17 protein-coding genes are annotated in these 18,479 nt (G+C 68.4%); 3 read left to right on the top strand and 14 right to left on the bottom strand.

The annotated features are described in order from the left end of the window. Positions 1–2 precede the first annotated feature (2 nt). The 4 genes from hemW to E4V01_RS09935 form a co-directional block, all read right to left on the bottom strand. The gene (hemW, locus tag E4V01_RS09950; protein ID WP_135298239.1) at positions 3–1,181 is read right to left on the bottom strand and encodes a radical SAM family heme chaperone HemW; all 1,179 of its coding nucleotides are present in this window, start codon (positions 1,179–1,181) and stop codon (positions 3–5) included. A 183-nt stretch (positions 1,182–1,364) separates the two neighbouring features. Further along, on the bottom strand, positions 1,365–2,000 hold the full coding sequence (gene rdgB / locus E4V01_RS09945; RefSeq protein WP_135298238.1) for an RdgB/HAM1 family non-canonical purine NTP pyrophosphatase: 636 nt from the start codon (positions 1,998–2,000) through the stop codon (positions 1,365–1,367). After that, complete coding sequence (gene rph, locus E4V01_RS09940; protein WP_060768323.1) at positions 1,997–2,710, bottom strand: ribonuclease PH; 714 nt, start codon at positions 2,708–2,710, stop codon at positions 1,997–1,999. Before rph ends, rdgB begins: the two co-directional genes overlap by 4 nt. Before the next feature lie 337 nt (positions 2,711–3,047). After that, positions 3,048–3,350, bottom strand: coding sequence for a hypothetical protein (locus tag E4V01_RS09935; RefSeq protein WP_060772104.1), 303 nt, complete (start codon positions 3,348–3,350; stop codon positions 3,048–3,050). A 440-nt stretch (positions 3,351–3,790) separates the two neighbouring features. Here E4V01_RS09935 and hrcA point away from each other — a divergent pair, with 440 nt between their 5' ends. Together hrcA and E4V01_RS09925 are read left to right on the top strand one after the other, a co-directional pair. After that, entirely contained in the window at positions 3,791–4,858 is a 1,068-nt protein-coding gene (gene hrcA, locus E4V01_RS09930) for a heat-inducible transcriptional repressor HrcA (RefSeq protein WP_371688516.1), read from the top strand. A 229-nt stretch (positions 4,859–5,087) separates the two neighbouring features. After that, on the top strand, positions 5,088–6,047 hold the full coding sequence (locus tag E4V01_RS09925; protein WP_135298237.1) for a DMT family transporter: 960 nt from the start codon (positions 5,088–5,090) through the stop codon (positions 6,045–6,047). A 142-nt stretch (positions 6,048–6,189) separates the two neighbouring features. On the opposite strand, the gene E4V01_RS09920 is transcribed toward E4V01_RS09925, so the two are convergent. Genes E4V01_RS09920 through E4V01_RS09905 form a run of 4 tightly spaced genes read right to left on the bottom strand, consistent with a single transcriptional unit; the run spans position 6,190 to position 11,522 of the window. Next, on the bottom strand, positions 6,190–9,288 hold the full coding sequence (locus E4V01_RS09920) for an efflux RND transporter permease subunit (RefSeq protein WP_135298236.1): 3,099 nt from the start codon (positions 9,286–9,288) through the stop codon (positions 6,190–6,192). A 49-nt stretch (positions 9,289–9,337) separates the two neighbouring features. Next, positions 9,338–10,579 carry an efflux RND transporter periplasmic adaptor subunit gene (locus E4V01_RS09915; RefSeq protein WP_135298235.1) on the bottom strand — a complete coding sequence of 414 codons (1,242 nt, stop codon included), beginning with the start codon at positions 10,577–10,579 and terminating at the stop codon, positions 9,338–9,340. Next, entirely contained in the window at positions 10,576–11,211 is a 636-nt protein-coding gene (locus E4V01_RS09910) for a TetR/AcrR family transcriptional regulator (RefSeq protein WP_135298234.1), read from the bottom strand. Before E4V01_RS09910 ends, E4V01_RS09915 begins: the two co-directional genes overlap by 4 nt. Then, a complete protein-coding gene (locus tag E4V01_RS09905) occupies positions 11,208–11,522 on the bottom strand; it encodes a hypothetical protein (protein ID WP_135298233.1) in 315 nt (104 codons plus the stop codon). Before E4V01_RS09905 ends, E4V01_RS09910 begins: the two co-directional genes overlap by 4 nt. Positions 11,523–11,830: 308 nt before the next feature. On the opposite strand from E4V01_RS09905, the gene E4V01_RS09900 reads away from it, so the two are divergent. Then, entirely contained in the window at positions 11,831–12,424 is a 594-nt protein-coding gene (locus E4V01_RS09900) for a YgjV family protein (protein ID WP_135298232.1), read from the top strand. Positions 12,425–12,460: 36 nt separating this feature from the next. Here E4V01_RS09900 and E4V01_RS09895 read toward each other — a convergent pair whose 3' ends face one another. The 6 genes from E4V01_RS09895 to E4V01_RS09870 all read right to left on the bottom strand — a co-directional run bounded on the left by E4V01_RS09895 (position 12,461) and on the right by E4V01_RS09870 (position 18,422). Then, complete coding sequence (locus E4V01_RS09895; RefSeq protein WP_135298231.1) at positions 12,461–13,039, bottom strand: hypothetical protein; 579 nt, start codon at positions 13,037–13,039, stop codon at positions 12,461–12,463. A gap of 44 nt (positions 13,040–13,083) precedes the next feature. Continuing rightward, the gene (locus tag E4V01_RS09890; RefSeq protein ID WP_060768314.1) at positions 13,084–13,323 is read right to left on the bottom strand and encodes a hypothetical protein; all 240 of its coding nucleotides are present in this window, start codon (positions 13,321–13,323) and stop codon (positions 13,084–13,086) included. Positions 13,324–13,418: 95 nt separating this feature from the next. After that, on the bottom strand, positions 13,419–14,456 hold the full coding sequence (locus E4V01_RS09885) for a formate dehydrogenase subunit gamma (protein ID WP_135298230.1): 1,038 nt from the start codon (positions 14,454–14,456) through the stop codon (positions 13,419–13,421). Positions 14,457–14,612: 156 nt separating this feature from the next. Then, the gene (fdh3B, locus tag E4V01_RS09880; RefSeq protein WP_003605051.1) at positions 14,613–15,209 is read right to left on the bottom strand and encodes a formate dehydrogenase FDH3 subunit beta; all 597 of its coding nucleotides are present in this window, start codon (positions 15,207–15,209) and stop codon (positions 14,613–14,615) included. 17 nt (positions 15,210–15,226) lie between these two features. Beyond that, positions 15,227–18,169, bottom strand: a complete 2,943-nt coding sequence (locus tag E4V01_RS09875; protein ID WP_060768312.1) for a formate dehydrogenase subunit alpha — start codon at positions 18,167–18,169, stop codon at positions 15,227–15,229. 7 nt (positions 18,170–18,176) lie between these two features. Then, complete coding sequence (locus E4V01_RS09870) at positions 18,177–18,422, bottom strand: formate dehydrogenase (protein WP_003601742.1); 246 nt, start codon at positions 18,420–18,422, stop codon at positions 18,177–18,179. Positions 18,423–18,479: the final 57 nt, after the last annotated feature.

Here is an 18,479-nt window from a genome sequence, read left to right as displayed (position 1 = left end):
GTTCAGCCCGCCAACTCCGCCACCACGGCGTTGAGCACCGGAGCGCCGCGGGCAGTCGCGGCGATGCGGCCGTCGGGGCGCCGCGCGACGAGGCCGTCTTTCACCAGCGCGTCGAGGCGATCGGCCTGGAGCGGGCGCCCCTTCAAGGTCGCGTAACGGGCGGGGTCGATGCCTTCCGTCAGCCGCAGCCCCATCATCAGGAACTCGTCGCCCTGATCCTCGGCGGACAGCATTTCCGTCTCGACGATGCCGTGGCCGTCGCGCTCGACGCGGGCGAGCCAGTCTTCGGGCGCTTTCTCGGTGAGCGTGCCGGTACGGCCCTGCGGCAGGACGAGGCGGCCGTGGGCGCCGGGGCCGATGCCGGCATATTCGCCATAGCGCCAATAGAGGAGATTATGGCGCGACTGCGCACCGGGCCGGGCGTGGTTCGAGATCTCGTAGGCCGGCAGGCCCGCGAGCCCGCAGATCTCCTGCGTCACGTCGTAGAGGGCGCGTGAGGCGTCGTCGTCGGGCGGCACGAGGCGGCCGGCCTGGGCGAGGCCGAAGAACGGCGTGCCGGGCTCGATGGTGAGCTGATAGAGCGAGAGATGCTCGGCGGCATAATCGATCGCCCGGCGTAGCTCTGCCGCCCAGGCCTCCGGTGTCTGCTCCGGGCGCGCGTAGATCAGGTCGAAGGAGAAGCGCTCGAAATGCGCCGCCGCGGTGCGCACGGCGTCCAGCGCTTCCGCTACGCTGTGCAGCCGCCCGAGCCGCTTGAGGTCGCCGTCGTCGAGCGCCTGAACGCCGAGCGAAACACGGTTGACGCCGGCGGCGCGATAGCCGCGAAAGCGGGTCGCCTCGACGCTGGTGGGGTTCGCCTCCAGCGTCACCTCCGCGTCCGGCGCCACGCTCCAGGCTCCGGCCACGGCATCGAGCAGGCCCGCCACCGTGTCCGGCGCCATCAGCGAGGGTGTGCCGCCGCCGAGGAAGATGCTGGTGACCGTCCGTCCCGGTGCGAGTGCTGCGGCGTGGGCGATCTCTCGCCGGAAGGCGTCAAGGAAGCGCGGTTGATCCACGCCCGCATGGCGAACGTGGCTGTTGAAGTCGCAATAGGGGCACTTCGCGGCGCAGAACGGCCAGTGCAGGTAGATGCCGAATCCCGCGTCGCGGGTCGGATGGTCGGGCGGTGTCGCGGGGGGCATCGGCCTGTCTTGTGTCATCGAGCCGCTTGAACCGCGCACTCGTCCAACCCGCCGCCCTCACCCTGAGGTGGCCGCGAATGCGGCCACCTCAGGGTGAGGGCGGCGGATGGGATGTCGGCGTTCGAGCGGAGCGCCTTCCATTCTTCACGCTTGATGTATGCACGCCAAACGCCGAGCGGAAGCTCAGCCCGGCCGACGCAGGCACGCCTTCGCAAGCTCGACGAAGGCCCGCGCCCGATGCGAGAGCGCGTTGCCGGTCTGCCAATCGACGCCGTGCTTCTCCTCCGAGGAGATCTCGCCGAAGGTGCGGTCCATGCCCTCGGGACGGAACATTGGATCGTAGCCGAAGCCGAGGTTCCCGCGCGGCTCCACCAGATCACCGAAGACGCGGCCCTCGAACAGCTCAGTATGGCCATCGGGCCACGCCAGAACCAGGGCCGAGACGAAGTGGGCACGCCGGTCCGCGGCGCCGCGCGTGTCGAGTTCGGCGGCGATCCGGGCCATCGCGCCGGAAAAATCCTTGTCCGGGCCGGCCCAGCGGGCGGAGAACAGCCCGGGCGCGCCGTCCAGCGAATCGACGCAGAGGCCGGAATCGTCGGCGAAGGCCGGCAGGCCCGAGGCCTCGGCCGCGGCGTGCGCCTTGATCGCCGCGTTCTCCGAGAACATCGTGCCGGTCTCGTCCGGCTCCGGAAGGCCGAGTTCGCCGGCCGAGACCGCCTCGACCCCGAACGGGGCCAGCAGCTCGCGCATCTCCACGAGCTTGCCGGCATTGTGGGTCGCGATGACGACCTTGCCCGAGAGGATGCGATGCCCGCTCACGCGATGACCTTCCGCTGCAGCTCGACGAGCTGCGCCACGCCGCCTTTGGCGAGCCGCAGCAATTCGAGGAACTGTTCGTCCGTGAACGGCTCCATCTCGGCGGTGCCCTGCACCTCGACGATGCCGCCCTTGCCGGTGACGACGAAGTTCGCGTCCGTTTCGGCCGCCGAGTCCTCGGCGTAGTCGAGGTCGAGCACCGGCTGGCCCTTGTAGATGCCGCAGGAGACGGCCGCGACATGGTCCTTCAGGGGATCGACCGAGATGATCGAGCGGGCCCGCATCCAGGCGAAGCAATCGTGGAGCGCCACCCAGGCACCTGTGATCGAGGCGGTGCGGGTGCCGCCGTCGGCCTGGATCACGTCGCAATCGACGGTGATCTGGCGCTCGCCCAGGGCCGGCAGGTTCGTGACCGCGCGCAGGGAGCGGCCGATCAGCCGCTGGATCTCCTGCGTCCGGCCCGACGGCTTGCCGGAATTGACCTCGCGGCGGGTGCGCTCGTGGGTGGCGCGGGGCAGCATCGCATATTCGGCGGTGACCCAGCCCTTGCCGGAACCGCGCAGCCACGGCGGGCCGCGCTCTTCCAGCGAGGCGGTGCAAAGCACGCGGGTGTTGCCGAAGGTGACGAGGCAGGAGCCTTCCGCGTAGCGGGCGACGGCCCGCTCCAGCGTGACGTCGCGCATCGCGTCCGCCGCGCGCTTCGAGGGCCGCATGCTTGGTAAGCTCCCGTATCGAAAATCGAAGCCCGGGCTCTTAGGCGCTGCCCGCCTCCGCGGCAACCGTCGCCCGGCCCTGGTTTCGTGCCGGCCTTCGTCGCCGGCGCCCGCCTGCGCGAACAGTCTCGGTTTTTCGGGCTTCCGCTCCGTTCGATGCTTTTCAGGATCGAAGTCCTCAAAAGCCCGCTCCGTACGGCGCTCTTCGCGCCGCGAAGCCGCTCAGGCGACTTCGAACGATGTCCCTGGACTCGCGCCTTTTCGCGCCAGACCAGCCTCCGGCATGAAAAAAGCCGCCGTCTCGCGACGGCGGCCCTTCAGACGACCTTCCGGCCGGTCACCAGCGGCGGTGGTTCATGTGACCGCGGTGGTGGTGATGGCGCGGGCCACCGAAGCGGTGGTGGCGGTGCCAATGACCACGGTGACGCATGTGGCGGCGGTAGTGACGGCGATCGCCGCGGTACTGCGCCTGCTCGATCATATCGCCAGCGGGTGCGGTCGCCTCGGTTTGGATCGGGAGCGGGGCAGCCTGCGCAGCGCGCGGCGCCGAAGCGAGGCTCAAGCCGGTGACCGCAATCGCCAGTGCGGCGACCTTGACCAGGGTCTTTCGTGCGCCAGTCAGCACTATCGGAAGCTCCATCTTCATTCGGGTAATGGGGCGGCGAATCGCGGTTCGAAACGCCGCCCTGGTGATGAAACGCCGCGGGGACGCAGAACGATCCCAATCATTTCTCGGCTAGCAGGCTGCTGGAGAAGTCTCGGGGCGGAGTGAACCATTCTCTGGAAGCCGGTTGTCGATGTCGGGCAGTGCGGCAGCCGACGCTTCATCCCGTCAGCACGCCTCACGCTCGGCGCGAAGTTCGACCGAGATGGAGATGATCGTTCTCCCTCGTCAGACGTCTGCAGCCGCCTGCTAAAGCCGCGCGGGGCGTCGTTCGCCGGTTGGGTGTGGTCCGGCGCTCGTCCGTAACGTCGCGGCAGAGCAGGATTGATCGGCGGCGCCCAAGCGCCCACAATCATTCGTCAGGATCCTGCTTTCGTCAGGTGCTCATCTCCTTGATCGAGGCCCTTTAGCCCATCGTGAATCCTCAAACCCAAGCGCTCGCCGCCCTCAACGAGCGCTCCCGAGAGATCTTCCGGCAGATCGTCGAGAGCTACGTCACCACCGGCGAGCCGGTGGGGTCGCGCAATCTCGCGCGCATTCTGCCGATGAGCCTGTCTCCGGCTTCGATCCGCAACGTGATGGCGGATCTGGAGCATTCCGGGTTGATCTTCGCGCCCCACACCTCGTCCGGGCGCCTGCCGACGGAGCTGGGCCTGCGCTTCTTCGTCGATGCGATGATGGAGATCGGCGACGTCGATCTCGCCGAGAAGGCGCGCATCGAGGCGCAGATGCAGGCGGCCGCCTCGCGCCACACCTTCGATTCGGCCCTGGCCGAGGCGTCCTCGCTGCTTTCGGGCATTTCCCGCGGGGCGGGCGTGGTGCTGACCACCAAGGTCGATGCCGGGCTCAAGCATGTGGAGTTCGTGCGGCTCGATGCCGAACGGGCGCTCGTGGTTCTGGTGTCGATCGACGGCACGGTGGAGAACCGCCTCGTCGATCTGCCGCCGGGTCTTCCGGCAGGGGCGCTGCAAGAGGCTTCGAACTTCCTCAACGCCCGCCTGCGCGGCCGCACCCTCGACACCCTGCGTGCCGATATCGAGAACGGCCGCAAGGAGATGAAGCAGGAGCTCGACGCTCTGACCGAGCGTCTGGTCGATGCCGGGCTCGCCACCACGGTCGGCCCGTCCGAGGCGCGCCAGCTCATCGTGCGGGGACAGGCCAACCTTCTGGACGACCTGCGCGCCGCCGAAGACTTGGAGCGCATCCGCCTGCTGTTCAACGATCTCGAGACGCAGAAGGATGTGATCGAGCTGCTGGCGCGGGCCGAGCAGGGCGACGGTGTGCGCATCTTCATCGGCTCGGAGAACAAGCTGTTCTCGCTCTCCGGCTCCTCGATGATCGCCGCCCCCTTCCGCGACAGCGCGCAGAAGATCGTCGGTGTCGTCGGCGTGATCGGCCCGACGCGGCTCAACTATTCCCGCATCGTGCCGATGGTGGACTACACCGCCCGCGTGGTCTCGGGGTTGCTCGACCGGTCACGGTAGGGCGTCGCTTCGGCCGTTCCCGAGTATCGCGTGCAAGCGAATTGCGATGAGGCGATCACCGGCTCGTCGAAAGAATGCGCCTCAGACAAAGACCGGGAGATGCCGGCCTGATGCCATCGGGTCGGACGCGGCTCGAGCGGCGGCGCAGGGGGATTCGAAAGCAGGAAGCGGGATGCGCGGCGTCGGGATGGGGCCGTAGGCACGGGCTCGGACTTGCCGGAGCCTCCTCATGCCAACCGTCGTCAACCACACCATGTCGCCGTTCGAATGGGCGATGCTGCTCGGACTGTCCGTGCTCTGGGGCGGATCGTTCTTCTTCGCGGGCGTGGCTTTGTCCGCGCTGCCGCCTCTGACGCTCGTCGTCCTGCGCGTTGGATTGGCCGCGCTGATCCTCAATGCCGCCCTGCCTCTGGCCGGTATCCGCCTCCCCCGCGGCCGAGACGTTTGGGTTGCCTTTTTCGGGATGGGACTCCTCAACAACGTCATGCCCTTCTGTCTCATCGTCTGGGGGCAGACCCAGATCGCCTCGGGGCTCGCGGCCATCCTCAACGCCACGACACCGCTCTTCACCGTCGTCGTCGCCCACCTGCTGACGTCCGACGAGCGGATGACCGGGAACAGGCTGGCGGGGGCGCTCACCGGCCTCCTGGGTGTGGCCGTCATGATCGGCGCCGCGGCATTCGCCGACGAAGGACGCCCTCTCCTGGCGCAGCTCGCGGTGCTCGGCGCCGCCCTGTCCTATGCTCTGGCCGGCGTCTTCGGACGGCGCTTCCAGCGCATGGGCGTCCCGCCGCTCGCGACGGCGACCGGCCAGGTGACAGCGTCCACGCTCCTGCTTCTGCCCGTTGCGCTGCTCACGGACCGGCCGTGGACGCTGCCGATGCCGGGCGCAACGGTCTGGGGTGCGGTGCTCGGGATCGCGGCGCTCTCCACCGCGCTCGCCTACCTGCTCTACTTTCGCCTGCTGGCGACGGCCGGGGCGACCAATCTCCTGCTCGTCACCTTCTTGATCCCGGTGACGGCCATCCTCCTCGGCACGCTGGTGCTGGGCGAGTCCCTGGAGGTTCGTCACATCATCGGCATGGCCCTCATCGGGGGCGGTCTCGCGGCCATCGACGGACGGGTTCTCAAGCGCGTGAGGCGACGGCCCATCGAAGAGCCCGGACGCTATCAGGGCCGGGATATCTGAGCGGTCGGAGACGAACCCGAGGTGCTCCGTCGCCGGCGGCGGCGCATCCGCTCGGAAAGGGCGCGACGTGTCGAAGCGCGGCCGTCTGCCCGCCCAGCCTATCCCGCACCAGCCCATCGCAGGGACTGGTGCGGGGCGGGGGTCAGCCGTGATGGGCGGCCGGGGCGGGTGGTGCGTCCCCGGCCTCGTCGCGCGGGCCGACAAAGCGGCCGAGCCCGCGGCCGATCAGGCTGCCGAGGCTGTCCATCAGCAGGAACACCGCGGGAACGAAGACCAGCGAGAGCAGGGTCGAGACGATGAGGCCGGCGATCACCGCGACCGCCATCGGCGCGCGAAACTCGCCGCCGATCCCGAGCGCGAGTGCCGAGGGCACCATGCCGGCGGCCATGGCGATGGTGGTCATCACGATGGGGCGCGCCCGCTTGCGGCCGGCATCGACGATGGCCGTGACGCGATCCACGCCCGAGCGCATTTCCTCGACGGCGAAGTCTACGAGCATGATCGCGTTCTTCGTCACCAAGCCCATCAGCATCAGGATGCCGATGACGACCGGCATCGAGATCGGCATGTGGCAGATCAGCAGGCCGAGGATGGCGCCGCCGATGGAGAGCGGGAGCGAGAACAGGATCGTCAGCGGCTGGAGGAACGAGCCGAACAGCAGCACCAGAACCGCGTAGACCATCATGATGCCGGCGCCCATCGCCATGAGGAAGCCGGAGAAGACCTCCTGCATGATCTCGGCGTCACCGGTCTGGCGGATGGTCACGCCCGGCGGCAGGTTTTTCGCCGTCGGCGTGGCGAGCGCCTGCTCGATCAGCGAGCCCAGCGCGTCCGAACCCTCCATATTGGCCTCCACCGCGACGCGCACCACGCGGTCGTAGCGCTCGATGGCACCGGGGCCCTGGTCGAGTTCGATGTCGGCCACTGCGGCGAGCGGGACCGCGGTACCGTTCTTGGCCGGAACTTTCAGGTTCTCCAGCCGCGAGACCGCGCCGCGGGCGCTCTCGGGCAACTGGACGCGGATCGGAACCTGACGGTCCTTGGCGTTGAACTTGGCGAGGTTGATGCCGATGTCGCCGATGGTGCCGACCCGCACCGTCTCCGCGATCACGTCGGTGGAGACGCCGAGATCGGCCGCCGCGCCGGGCTTGGGGCGGATGCGCACCTCGGTGCGGTTCAGGGGCGCTGTGGACATCACCGAGACGAGGTGCGGGATCGCGGCCATGTCGCGCTGGAGCCGGGCGGCGACTTCGGTCACTACCTCGACGTCCGGGCCGCCGACCACGAGGGCGAGATCGCGCTGGCCGTTCTCGCGCAGGTTCCAGGAGCGGATGTCGGGCTCCTGCGCCAACAGAGCGGCGATCTCGGTCTCGATCGTCCATTGCCGCTTGGCGCGCTGGCTCTTGGGGCTGAGATTGACGATCAGGGTCGCGAGACGCGTCTCCTTCTTGCCGCCGGCCTGACGGCCGCCATCCACGAAGACGGAGGTTACCTCAGGCAGCGTGCGGATGCGCTCGACCACACGGTCGGCGACGGCGATGGTGTCGGGGAGCCGCGCGCCTGGCGCCAGCTCGATCATGAACAGGGTGCGGGCGTTGTCCTGCTTCGGGATGAAGCCCGAGGGCAGGAGTCGGGTCGAGGCGAGCGAGCCGGCAAACAGCGCGAGCCCGACGAACAGGGTGATCCACTTGTGGCGCACCGACCAGCCGACAAGGCGGGTATAGGCGCGCATCACCGGCCCCTCCCGCTCCTCGGCATGGCCGTGGTCGCGCAGGAAGTAGGCCGCGAGCAGGGGCGTGATCAGCCGTGCTACCAGCAGCGACATGAACACCGAGACGGCGATGGTGAGCCCGAACTGGATGAAATAGCGGCCGGCGATGCCGCCCATGAAGGAGACGGGGGCAAAGACGGCGATCAGCGTCGCGGTGATGGCGATTACCGCAAGCCCGATCTCGTCGGCCCCCTCGATCGAGGCGCGGTAGGGCGACTTGCCCATCCGCATGTGGCGCACGACGTTCTCGATCTCGACGATGGCGTCGTCCACGAGGATGCCGGTCACCAGGGTGATCGCGAGTAGGCTGATGCCGTTGAGCGTGAAGCCCAGTGCGTCCATCGCCCAGAAGGTCGGCAGCACCGAGAGCGGAAGCGCCACCGCCGCGATCAGCGTGGCGCGCCAGTCGCGCAGGAACAGGAACACCACGAGGACGGCGAGCGCGGCGCCCTCGATCAGCGTGTGCATGGCCGAATCGTAGCTGCCGATCGTCGCCGCGACCGAGGAGTCGATGGTCTCGAAGCGGATCTCGGGATAACCCCGGCTGAACTCGGCGATCTTCTTCTCGACGCCCGCGGCGACCTCGGCATCGCTGGCGCCCGAGCCGCGCGAGACCGAGAAGGCGACGACCGGCTCGCCGTTGAAGCGGGCGAAGGTGCGCGGTTCCTCGATCGCGTCCTCGACGGTGGCGAGGTCATCGAGGCGCACCTTGCGGCCGCCGGGCAGGACGATCGAGGTGGCCTTGAGGTCGCGGATGGTACGCGAAGCGGCCAGCGTGCGGATCGACTGCTCCCGCCCGCCGACCTCGCCGCGCCCGCCCGCCATGTCGGCGGAGGTGACGCGCACCTGCCGGTTCACGTCCGCGGCGGTGATGCCGAGCGCCAGCAACCGGTCGGGCAGGGGGGTGATGCGGATCTCGCGGGCGACGCCGCCCACGCGCTCGATGCCGCCGACGCCTTTCACGCCCTGGAGCGTGCGGGCGACGTTGTCCTCCACGAACCACGACAGTTCCGCCGGCGTCATCGCGGGCGAGGTCACGCCGTAGATCAGGATCGGCAGGCCGGTGATCTCGACGCGCTGGATCACCGGCTCGTCGATGGTGCGCGGCAGGTTGATGCGGATCTTCGAGATCGCATCCTTGACGTCGTTGACGGCCCGGTCGGTGTTCACTTCGAGGCGGAACTCGACGGTGGTGACGGACGAGCCTTCCGTGATCGCCGAGGTGACGTGCTTGACGCCGCGCACGCCCGCGATCGAGTCCTCGACCCATTTCGTGACCTGGGTCTGCAACTCGGCCGGCGCCGAGCCGGCCTGCGTGATCATCACCGAGACGATGGGCACGTCCACGTTCGGCATGCGGGTGACGGGCAGCCCCCGGAAGCTGACGAGGCCGAGCACCATCAGCACGAGGAACAGGACGAGCGGCGCGATCGGATTCCGGATCGCCCAGGCGGAGATGTTCAGGCGCATCGGGCAACCCGTCAGAAGGAATGTCGATGGGGCCGAGGCTTAGAGTGCCTCAGCGCGAGCCGGCGTCGGCGGTGGCCTGCGGCGAGGGGGCTGCGGAGATTGCGGCCGGTATCTGGCCTTCCCGCGCGAGCGGAACCGGACGGACGCGGTCGCCGTCCCGCAGGAAGCTGCCGGCGCGGGCCACGACCCGTTCGCCTTCGGAGAGGCCGGAGCGGATCTCGATGTCGTCTTCGTCGGACAGGCCGGTGCGGACCTCGCGGGACTCGACCTTGTCCTCCGCGACGACGAGCACGGAGCTGCGCTTGCCGCCGCCGTAGAGGACGGAGGCCTGGGGCACGGTGACGCCGCGGGTGCGGGCGAGTTCAACGGCACCGCGGGCGAAGGTGCCGATGCGCAGGCGCGGATCGGGATCGAGGCGGACGCGGACCTTGCCCAGCCGGCTCGCCTTGTCGACCTCCGGATAGACCGCACGAACGGTGCCCGTGACGCGCTCGCCCTCGCCGATCTCGATGAAGGCGGGAGCTCCCTCGCGCAGCAGCGGAAGCTTGGTCTCGATGACCTCGGCCTCCAGCTCGATCTCGCCACGGGCGATCAGCCGGAACAGCGGCTCGGCCGATGAGGACGTGGCCATTCCGACCCGCGCCGTGCGGCGGCTGACGATGCCGGCTTCCGGCGCGCGGATCTCGGTGCGGGCGAGGCGCAGTTCGAGTTCGTCGCGCACGGCCTTGGCCTGCGCCAGTTCCGCCTTGGCCATCGCCAAGCCGTTGCGGGCGAAGGCGAGCTTACCCTCCGTCTGCCGCAGGGCGGCGGTGCGGTTCTCCATGACGGCGGCGGTGGTGATGCCGGTCTGGATCAGTTGCTTGGCGCGATCATGGGCCAGCCGCGCTTCGAGTTCGGCGGCCTCGGCCTGTTCGATGTTGCTCTGCGCCTGGAGCACGGCGGCGCTCACCTTGTCGATCAGCGCGTTCTGCTGGGTGAGCTGGCGGTCGATCAGGTCGCGGTTGAGGCGGGCGAGCACCTGCCCCTTCTCGACGCGCATGCCCTCCTCGGTCAGAAGCTCGACGAGACGGTAGCCGTCGATCTCGGGCGTCACGAGAATCTCGTCGCGCGGGACCAGCGTCCCGGTCACGACGACCCGTTCCACGATCTCCTGACGCGCGGCCTCGACCACGCTGACGGCTGGAGCCGGGGCCGTCTTCGCCGGGGGCGGGGCGGTCTCGGCCCGGGCCGGAGCGAAGCCCGCGGCGGCGAGCAGGAAGGCGGGGATGGCGAGGGCCCGGACGCTTTTCATCGGCCGGTCTCCAGATCGAGGTGGGGAAGGGGGAACGGACCGGACAGTCCGGCATCGATCACGGCCTGAAGCTGCGCCACGGCCGGGCCGGCATCGTAATCGTCACTCAGCGCACGGCTCACGATGATCCCCTTCATCAGCGGGGCGACCGCATCGAACAGGGCGGCCGAATCGCAATCGGGCGAAGTCTTGATCGCGTCGAACATCGTGATGAGCCAGGTCCGGCCTTCTTCGTCGCTGCACGCGACCATGGCGCCGATGGCCGGATTGCGGCTCGACTCCGCCCAGACGTCGAGACGTAGGATCGCCGCCCCGCGGGTGAGGTCGAGGAAGAAGCGGGCGAGCACGCCCATCAGCGCGGTGCGCTTGTCGCCGGCCCGCTCCAGCGACTCGACGAGGACGACACCGCGTTCGCGGTCGCGCTCGGCCAGACCGAGGACGACGGCCTCCTTGGAATCGAAGTAACGGTAGATGTTGCCCGGGCTCATCGAAGCCTCGCGGGCAAGATCCTGCATCGTGGTGCGGTGGAAGCCGTTGCGGGCGAAGCAGGCCTCGGCCGCGTCGAGGATATGCTCGCGCCGCGCCGCCTGTCCGCTCCGGGCGTCGATAACAGCGCCGGCCGCAGCACTCATGACGTGGTTCCGACGGTGTCCGTGGCGGCGGTGCGGCCCGGCTCGCTGAGGAACTGAACGGCGGCGCAGGAGCGCGGCTGAAGGTCGAGATCGGCACAGAGGCGGGCCTGCCAGCCATCCGGCCCGGCACCGGTCCAGCCCAGCAGCGCAAACCAACCGAACGCGACGACGGCGCAGACGAGCAGGTTCGCCGGGGTGCAGACCGCCTTGACCAACCGCGCCGGGCTGAAGCCCTCCTGCGCGGGGGCGAGATCGGCACCGAGCCCGGCGGCGTGAGGGTAGGACGCCCGGTCAACGACAATCATGCTCATGGCCCAACTCCTACGCTGCCTCGAGCTTGATAGTGAACGTTCATTCTCGTGTCAATGAACGTTCATTCTCATCGCCGGGGAGTCGCGCTTCGCTCCACAAGTGAGGCGCTGGCGCCACGCCGAGAGAACCTTATCGCCGCGTTAACGAACCGGTTACCACGCCGGAATAACGCAACGGGCAAGACCCGTGGGGCTCTGCACACGGTCGGCACTGCTTTCGCGGCGGACCGCGAAGGAAGTGCGAAGAACAAACGTCAACAGAACGCCCGTCGCAGCGAATAACGAACGCGTCGTTCGAGACCCTCATCATGTCCCCCTCAGATCTCGCCCCCCTCGCGTGGAATGCCGCGCGTGAACACCTCGACCTGTTTGGAAGCCTGGGGCTCTGCCTGGGTTTTGCCGGCGGAATGATGCCGCGGCGACGTTTGATCCTCTTCACCTCGGCGGCTTGCTCAGCCTGCTTCGCGCTGCATTTCCTACGGCTCGGCGCCCAGACCGGCACGGCGATGTGCCTCGTCTCGGTCATGCAGAGCGTGGTGGCGGCCCGCTGGATCGGGCCCGATTCCCGCGCGACCTGGGTCGCCCCGTTGTTCCTGGCAAGCAGCCTCGTCGCGCTGGGTCTCACGCTCGCCACCTGGAACGGATGGCCCTCGGCCTGCGCCGGGCTCGGATCGCTGCTGGCGACGACGGCCCGCCTGCAGGGAAAATCACAGGCGATGCGCCGCTACTTCCTCGGCGCGTCCTCGTGCTGGGCGATCCACAACACGCTGGTCGGCTCGGTCTTCGGCCTGACCTGCGATCTGCTCACACTGACGGCGCTGATCATCGCACTGGTGCGGGGCGGTGCGGAGAGGCCGGCATCCGCCGCCAACCCGGTGGCTCCGCTGCAGGGTGCCGCCTAACCGGAGGTGGAGCCCGACGGCTCCGCCCCCTGTTTCTTACGGCTGGAAGAACTTGAGATCCAACGCCGCGAGCGCGAGCAGGGGCGGGGGGAGAACGACACCGGCCACGCGCATGGACCGGGCGGCTTCGCGGCAGGCTGCGAGATCGTTGGCGCCGGCCGCGGCCTCGAGCTTCTCCACCGTGGCGGGGTCCGGCTTCGGGGCCGGCGCGGGCGCCGCCGGGGGAGGGGGATTCTTCGCCGCCGCGTTCGCCTTGGCGTTCGGGTTGTCCGCCGGATTGCCGGTCGCGCGGCTTGGTGCGGTCTCGTTGACGGCGCCGCTGAGGCCCGACGTCTTCTGAGGCTCACCGCCATCCGCCGGCTTTCCGCCCTCGGTCTTGCCGGAGGGGTTCGAGACGGCGGTGGCCTGCTGCGGAGGCGTCGCCGCGGCCTTGTTGGCCGGCTCCGGCTGCTTCACGAACGTGACCAGTTCCTGGCAGAGATTGGCCGGCTTGCCCGAAGCCTGCTGCGCAGCGGGCGCGCTCGGGCTTGCATCCTGGGCCATGGCGCTGCCCGCGAGAACCGCGCAGGCCGCGAGGCCGCCGGCGAGGTGCCGGATGATCGGCGAAGGCTTCATCGGGCTCACTCCCCCATCCTCGTTATCAGGTTTCTCGAGTTCGCTCAGGAGCGCTTCGGGTTCGAGGCCTCACCCTCGGCCTTGCCGTGGGGCTCGCCGTTGTACTCGTCCGGCTTCGGATCGCCGTTCCAGCGGGGACCGACGAGGTTGGTGCCGGGCTCCGACACCCGCGCCCCGGAGGTCGCGAACGCCTGATAGGCGAACTTCTGGTTGCTCGTGAGCGCGAACATCGCCAGCACCCCGAGGGCGATGGCGGCCATCACGGCGGCGAGGAAGGCTTTCATGGTCGTGTCTTCCCTGGAGGCCTCGGGCCTCGGTCAGCGCAGGTGGTCTTGCCCTTGGACGGGGGACCGGCCTGCGCCGCCGGTCTCCCCTCTCATCACTCCGCGGGGGCGGGATGCCCTTTGAGCTGTGGGCCGCTGCCGGTGCGCGCCTGTTCCTGCTCGACCCAGAGGTCGTGGTGCGCGCGCGCCCAGGCGAGATCGACCTTGCCGCTGCCCATGGCGTCGTAGGCGCCCTCCATGCCCAGCGTGCCGATATAGATGTGGGCGAGGATGCCCGCGATGAAGACGATGCCGATCACCGAGTGGATCACCTGCATCACCTGCATGCCGTTGATGTCGGTGAGCGCGAACGGGAACAGCATCATCAGGCCGGTGGCGGCCATGGCGGCGCCGAATCCGGCGACCATCCAAAACACACCCTTCTGGCCGGCATTGAAGCGGGCGGCATGGGGATGGCCCTTGCCGATGAAGCCGCCGCCGGCCTTGATCCAGGCCCAATCGACCTTGTTCGGGATATTGTCCCTGATCCAGAGGACGAACATGAAGACCACGCCGAGCATGAACGGCCATGCGAGGTAGACGTGGCTGTACTTCGCCCATTGCGCGATCGCGCCGAACGCCTCCGGCCCGATCAGCGGCATCAGCAGCCGCTTGCCGAAGATGTAGTTCAGGCCCGACAGCGACAGGATGATGAAGCATACCGCCGTCATCCAGTGCGTGAAGCGCTCGAAGGCGTTGAAGCGCAGGATCTTCTTTCCCGATTCCTGGCTTTGCTCCATCATGATTCGGCCGCGGAACAGGAAGAACGCAGCCAGCGCGGCGAGCATGCCGAGGATGGTCAGCGCACCGATCCACGGCAGCCAGCGCTCGCGGAAGTTCTGATACTCGCGACCCTGCGGCTGGATCAGGTTGGCCGACTTGCCGTCGGGGATCGAGACCCGGCCGCGGATCTTGGATTCCTGCTTGAACAGGAATTCCTCGTTGACCGAATCCGCGGTGGGCCGGGCACCCATCGGGTTCTGGCCGTCGGCCTGGATCGGGTTCTGCGCGAAGGCAGGCGCAAGCGCCGCCGGGCCCGCGACGAGCATCGCTGCCAGGATGAGAGTGTTGAGGAAGGTCACTGCCCGCCGCATCGGCGTTCCTTTCCGTATCCTTGTCGAGACGCCGCCGAGCCCGCGCACGCCGTTTGCGTCCCACCCGACCCCCCTCATCCAGAGGTGCCGCGCAGCGGCCTCGGAGGAGGTCGGGGGTGGGACAACGGTTCGAGGGCGTTGCCCTCGAACCGAGCGTTAGATCGCGACGGTCTCGCGGTAGGCCGTCTTCCAGCCCCAGGCGCCGGAGCCGTAACCGCGTTTGATCACCCGCTGCTTGTAGATCTCGGCGATCATCTCGCCGTCGCCCGCGAGCAGCGCCTTGGTCGAGCACATTTCGGCGCAGAGCGGCAGCTTGCCTTCGGCCAGGCGGTTCGAGCCGTACTTCTCGTACTCGGCGGTCGAGAAGTCGGGCTCGGGGCCGCCCGAGCAGTAGGTGCACTTGTCCATCTTGCCGCGCGAACCGAAATTCCCGACCCGCGGGTACTGGGGCGCGCCGAAGGGGCAGGCGTAGAAGCAGTAGCCGCAGCCGATGCAGATGTCCTTGGAGTGCAGCACCACGGCATCGGCCGTGGTGTAGAAGCAGTTCACCGGGCACACCGCCGCGCAGGGCGCGTCGGTGCAGTGCATGCAGGCCATCGAGACCGAGCGCTCGCCGGGCTTGCCGTCGTTGAGGGTGACGACGCGGCGGCGGTTGATGCCCCACGGCACCTCGTGCTCGTTCTTGCAGGCCGTGACGCAGGCGTTGCATTCGATGCAGCGGTCCGCGTCGCAGAGGAACTTCATCCGGGCCATGGTTCAGGTCGCTCCTCTTACGCCGCTGCGATCTGGCACAGGGTGCACTTCGTTTCCTGCATGCCCGTCACGGGATCGAAGCCGTAGGTCGTTACGGTGTTCACGCTCTCGCCGAGCACCACCGGGTCGGTGCCCTTCGGGTAGAAGTCGCGCATGTCCTTGCCCTGGTACCAACCGGAGAAGTGGAAGGGCATGAACGCCACGCCCTTGCCGACGCGGTCGGTCACCAGCGCCTTGACCTTGGTCTTGGCGTTGTTCTCGGCACCCGAGACCCAGACCCACTGACCATCCTTGATGCCGCGGGCGGCGGCATCGCCGGTGTTGATCTCGACGAACATGTCCTGCTGCAGCTCGGCGAGCCACGGGTTCGAGCGGGTCTCCTCGCCGCCGCCCTCGTATTCCACGAGTCGACCCGACGTGAGGATAATGGGGAAGTCCTTGGCGACGCCGCGGTCCACCACCGACTTCTGGACCGAGAAGCCGATATTCGGCATGCGCAATTGCCGCTCGTCGGGCCGGGTCGGGTACTTCGCCACGAGTTCGGGGCGGGGCGAGTAGACCGGCTCGCGGTGCACCGGCACCGGGTCGGGCAGGTTCCAGGCATTGGCCCGGGCCTTGCCGTTGCCGAAGGGCGCGACGCCGTGGTCGAGACAGACGCGCTGGATGCCGCCCGAGAGGTCGGTCGCCCAGCTCACGGTGTCCGGCTTCTCACCGCCGATCTTGAGAATGGTGGCGAGTTCGTCCGGGGTCAGGTCCTTGTCCCAGCCGAGCTTCTTGAACACCCCGAAGGTGAATTCGGGGTAGCCGTCGGTCAGGTCCGAGCCCTTCGAGAAGGAGTTTTCGGCGAGCAGGGTCTGGCCGTTGCGCTCGGTGCCGAACCGCGCGCGGAAGCCGCCGCCGCCGTCCTTTACGTGGAGGTTGGTGTTGTAGAGGATCGCCGAGCCGGGATGGCGCAGCTCCGGCTTGCCCCAGCACGGCCAGGGCAGGCCGTAATAATCGCCGCCGACCTCCGGATCGTCCTTCGGGGCGCGCAGCGTCACGAGGTCGAACTTGTGCTGATTGCGCATATGCGCCTTCAGCCGCTCCGGCGATTGGCCGCAATAGCCGGTGGACCAGCCGCCGCGGTTGATCTCCCGCAGGATGTCTTCCGCTTCCGGGGCGCCGTTGACGATCTTGATGGTCTTGCAGAGCTTGTCGGCGAAGCCGAGCTTCTGTGCGAGGCGGTAGAGGACCTCGTAATCGCTCTTCGACTCGAAGGCCGGCTTCACGATCTGCTCGCCCCACTGGATCGAGCGGTTCGAGGCCGTGCGCGAGCCGTCCATCTCCAGCGAGGTGCAGATCGGCAGGAGGTAGGTGTTGTCCTGCCGGGCATCGAGCGCCGCGAAGGTGGTCGGATGCGGATCGGCGACGACCAGCAGTTCGAGCTTGTTCATGCCGTCGATGGCTTCGGGCATGCGGGTGACGGTGTTGCCGCCGTGGCCGAACACCATGAACGCCTTGATCGGGCTGCGCTGGTCGATCTGCTCGGGCGGCAGGTTCACGGCATCGAACCACCGGGTCGAGGTGATGCCGGGCGCCTCCATGTTTTCCTTGCGGGTGCGCGCCTTGCGGCCGTCCTTCGCCGGAACCTCATCGAAGCGCGATTGCAGCCACTCGTACTCCACGTCCCAGACGCGGGCCCAATGGCGCCAGCCGCCCTCGACGAGGCCGTAATAGAGCGGCAGCGACGTCACATCGAGGCCGAGATCGGTCGCGCCCTGCACGTTGGTGTGGCCGCGGAAGATGTTGGCGCCGGTGCCCGGCTTGCCGACATTGCCGGTGGCCAGGCACAGGATGCACAGCGCGCGCACGTTGGCGGTGCCGACCGTGTGCTGGGTCGCGCCCATGCACCAGATCAGGGTCGCCGGCTTCTCCTTAGCGAACTTTTCCGCCACCCGGCGAAGCTGCTCGCCCGGCACGCCGGAGACGCGCTCGACCTCGTCGGGCGTCCACTTGGCGACTTCCTTGCGCACGTCGTCCATCGCGTAGACGCGCTGGGCGATGAACTCCTTGTCCTCCCAGCCATTCTGGAAGATGTGCCAGAGGATGCCCCAGACCACCGGGATGTCGGTGCCGGAGCGGATCCGCACGTACTCGGTGGCGTGCGCCGCGGTGCGGGTGAAGCGCGGATCGATGACGATCATGTTCGCGCGGTTGATCTCCTTGCCCGACAGCACGTGCTGCATGGAGATCGGGTGCGCCTCGGCCGGGTTGCCGCCGAGGATGATCATCGTCTTGGCGTTGCGGATGTCGTTGTAGGAATTGGTCTGGGCGCCGTAGCCCCAGGTGTTGGCCACGCCCGCCACCGTCGTCGAGTGGCAGATGCGCGCCTGATGGTCGATCGAGTTCGTGCCCCACAAGGCCGCGAACTTGCGCATCAGGTAGGCGGCCTCGTTGGTGAACTTGGCCGAACCCAGCCAGTAGACCGAATCCGCGCCGTTCTTCTCACGGATCTGGATCAGCTTGTCGCCGATCTCTTCGTAGGCCTGATCCCACGAGATCCGCTTCCACTGCCCGCCTTCGAGCTTCATCGGGTACTTGAGGCGGCGGTCGGACGAGACCAGCTCACGGATCGCCGCGCCCTTGGCGCAGTGCGTGCCGCGGTTGATCGGGCTGGCATAGGACGGCTCCTGACCGACCCAGACGCCGTTCACGACCTCGGCCGTCACCGTGCAGCCCACCGAGCAGTGGGTGCAGACGTTCTTCTTGATGACCGTGTCCGGCCCGACGGCGGACGAGCCGGCGGCCTGCGCCTTGCGCACCGAGCCGAGCTGGATCGTGCCGGCCGCAGCGAGCGCGCCGGCGGTCAGCCCGGACTTACGGAGGAAGGCACGGCGGTCGAGCACGCCCGCGGCGAGGCCGGCGGCGACGGCTTGGTGCTTGGTGCGAGCAGCGTCGCCGCTCTTGCGCTTGATCAGCATGGCAGCCTCACTTCGGACCGGTCGAGGCCGGATCGGTGTTCTTCTTGAGCGTCTCGTAGCCGTTGGTCCGGTAGAACGCCTTCACGTGGTCGCTCTCCCGGTAACGGGCCTTGGTCTCGTCGTTGCCGGGATCGTAGGCCTGGGCCTCGGTCGCCCCCATCGGCGAGGCGACGGCGGCCGCGGCGGCCACCGTGCTGCCGCCGAGCGCCCGAAAGAACTGGCGACGACCGAGCGTCTTCGGATCCTGTCGCATCACCCTCATCTCCTTCGGCGGCTGCCTGCTTTGGGACAACCCGCCTCGATTCCATTT

The sequence above is a fragment of the Methylorubrum sp. Q1 genome, from assembly GCF_004683995.1.
Taxonomy (GTDB): Bacteria; Pseudomonadota; Alphaproteobacteria; order Rhizobiales; family Beijerinckiaceae; genus Methylobacterium.
This window is presented reverse-complemented; position numbering and strand designations above follow the sequence as displayed.

Coding starts and splice junctions, on each gene's coding strand:
- hemW (WP_135298239.1), bottom strand. CDS start 1,181: ATGCCCCCCGCGACACCGCCCGACCATCCGACCCGCGACGCGGGATTC.
- rph (WP_060768323.1), bottom strand. CDS start 2,710: ATGCGGCCCTCGAAGCGCGCGGCGGACGCGATGCGCGACGTCACGCTG.
- E4V01_RS09935 (WP_060772104.1), bottom strand. CDS start 3,350: ATGGAGCTTCCGATAGTGCTGACTGGCGCACGAAAGACCCTGGTCAAG.
- E4V01_RS09925 (WP_135298237.1), top strand. CDS start 5,088: ATGCCAACCGTCGTCAACCACACCATGTCGCCGTTCGAATGGGCGATG.
- E4V01_RS09920 (WP_135298236.1), bottom strand. CDS start 9,288: ATGCGCCTGAACATCTCCGCCTGGGCGATCCGGAATCCGATCGCGCCG.
- E4V01_RS09915 (WP_135298235.1), bottom strand. CDS start 10,579: ATGAAAAGCGTCCGGGCCCTCGCCATCCCCGCCTTCCTGCTCGCCGCC.
- E4V01_RS09910 (WP_135298234.1), bottom strand. CDS start 11,211: ATGAGTGCTGCGGCCGGCGCTGTTATCGACGCCCGGAGCGGACAGGCG.
- E4V01_RS09905 (WP_135298233.1), bottom strand. CDS start 11,522: ATGAGCATGATTGTCGTTGACCGGGCGTCCTACCCTCACGCCGCCGGG.
- E4V01_RS09900 (WP_135298232.1), top strand. CDS start 11,831: ATGTCCCCCTCAGATCTCGCCCCCCTCGCGTGGAATGCCGCGCGTGAA.
- E4V01_RS09895 (WP_135298231.1), bottom strand. CDS start 13,039: ATGAAGCCTTCGCCGATCATCCGGCACCTCGCCGGCGGCCTCGCGGCC.
- E4V01_RS09890 (WP_060768314.1), bottom strand. CDS start 13,323: ATGAAAGCCTTCCTCGCCGCCGTGATGGCCGCCATCGCCCTCGGGGTG.
- E4V01_RS09885 (WP_135298230.1), bottom strand. CDS start 14,456: ATGCGGCGGGCAGTGACCTTCCTCAACACTCTCATCCTGGCAGCGATG.
- fdh3B (WP_003605051.1), bottom strand. CDS start 15,209: ATGGCCCGGATGAAGTTCCTCTGCGACGCGGACCGCTGCATCGAATGC.
- E4V01_RS09875 (WP_060768312.1), bottom strand. CDS start 18,169: ATGCTGATCAAGCGCAAGAGCGGCGACGCTGCTCGCACCAAGCACCAA.
- E4V01_RS09870 (WP_003601742.1), bottom strand. CDS start 18,422: ATGCGACAGGATCCGAAGACGCTCGGTCGTCGCCAGTTCTTTCGGGCG.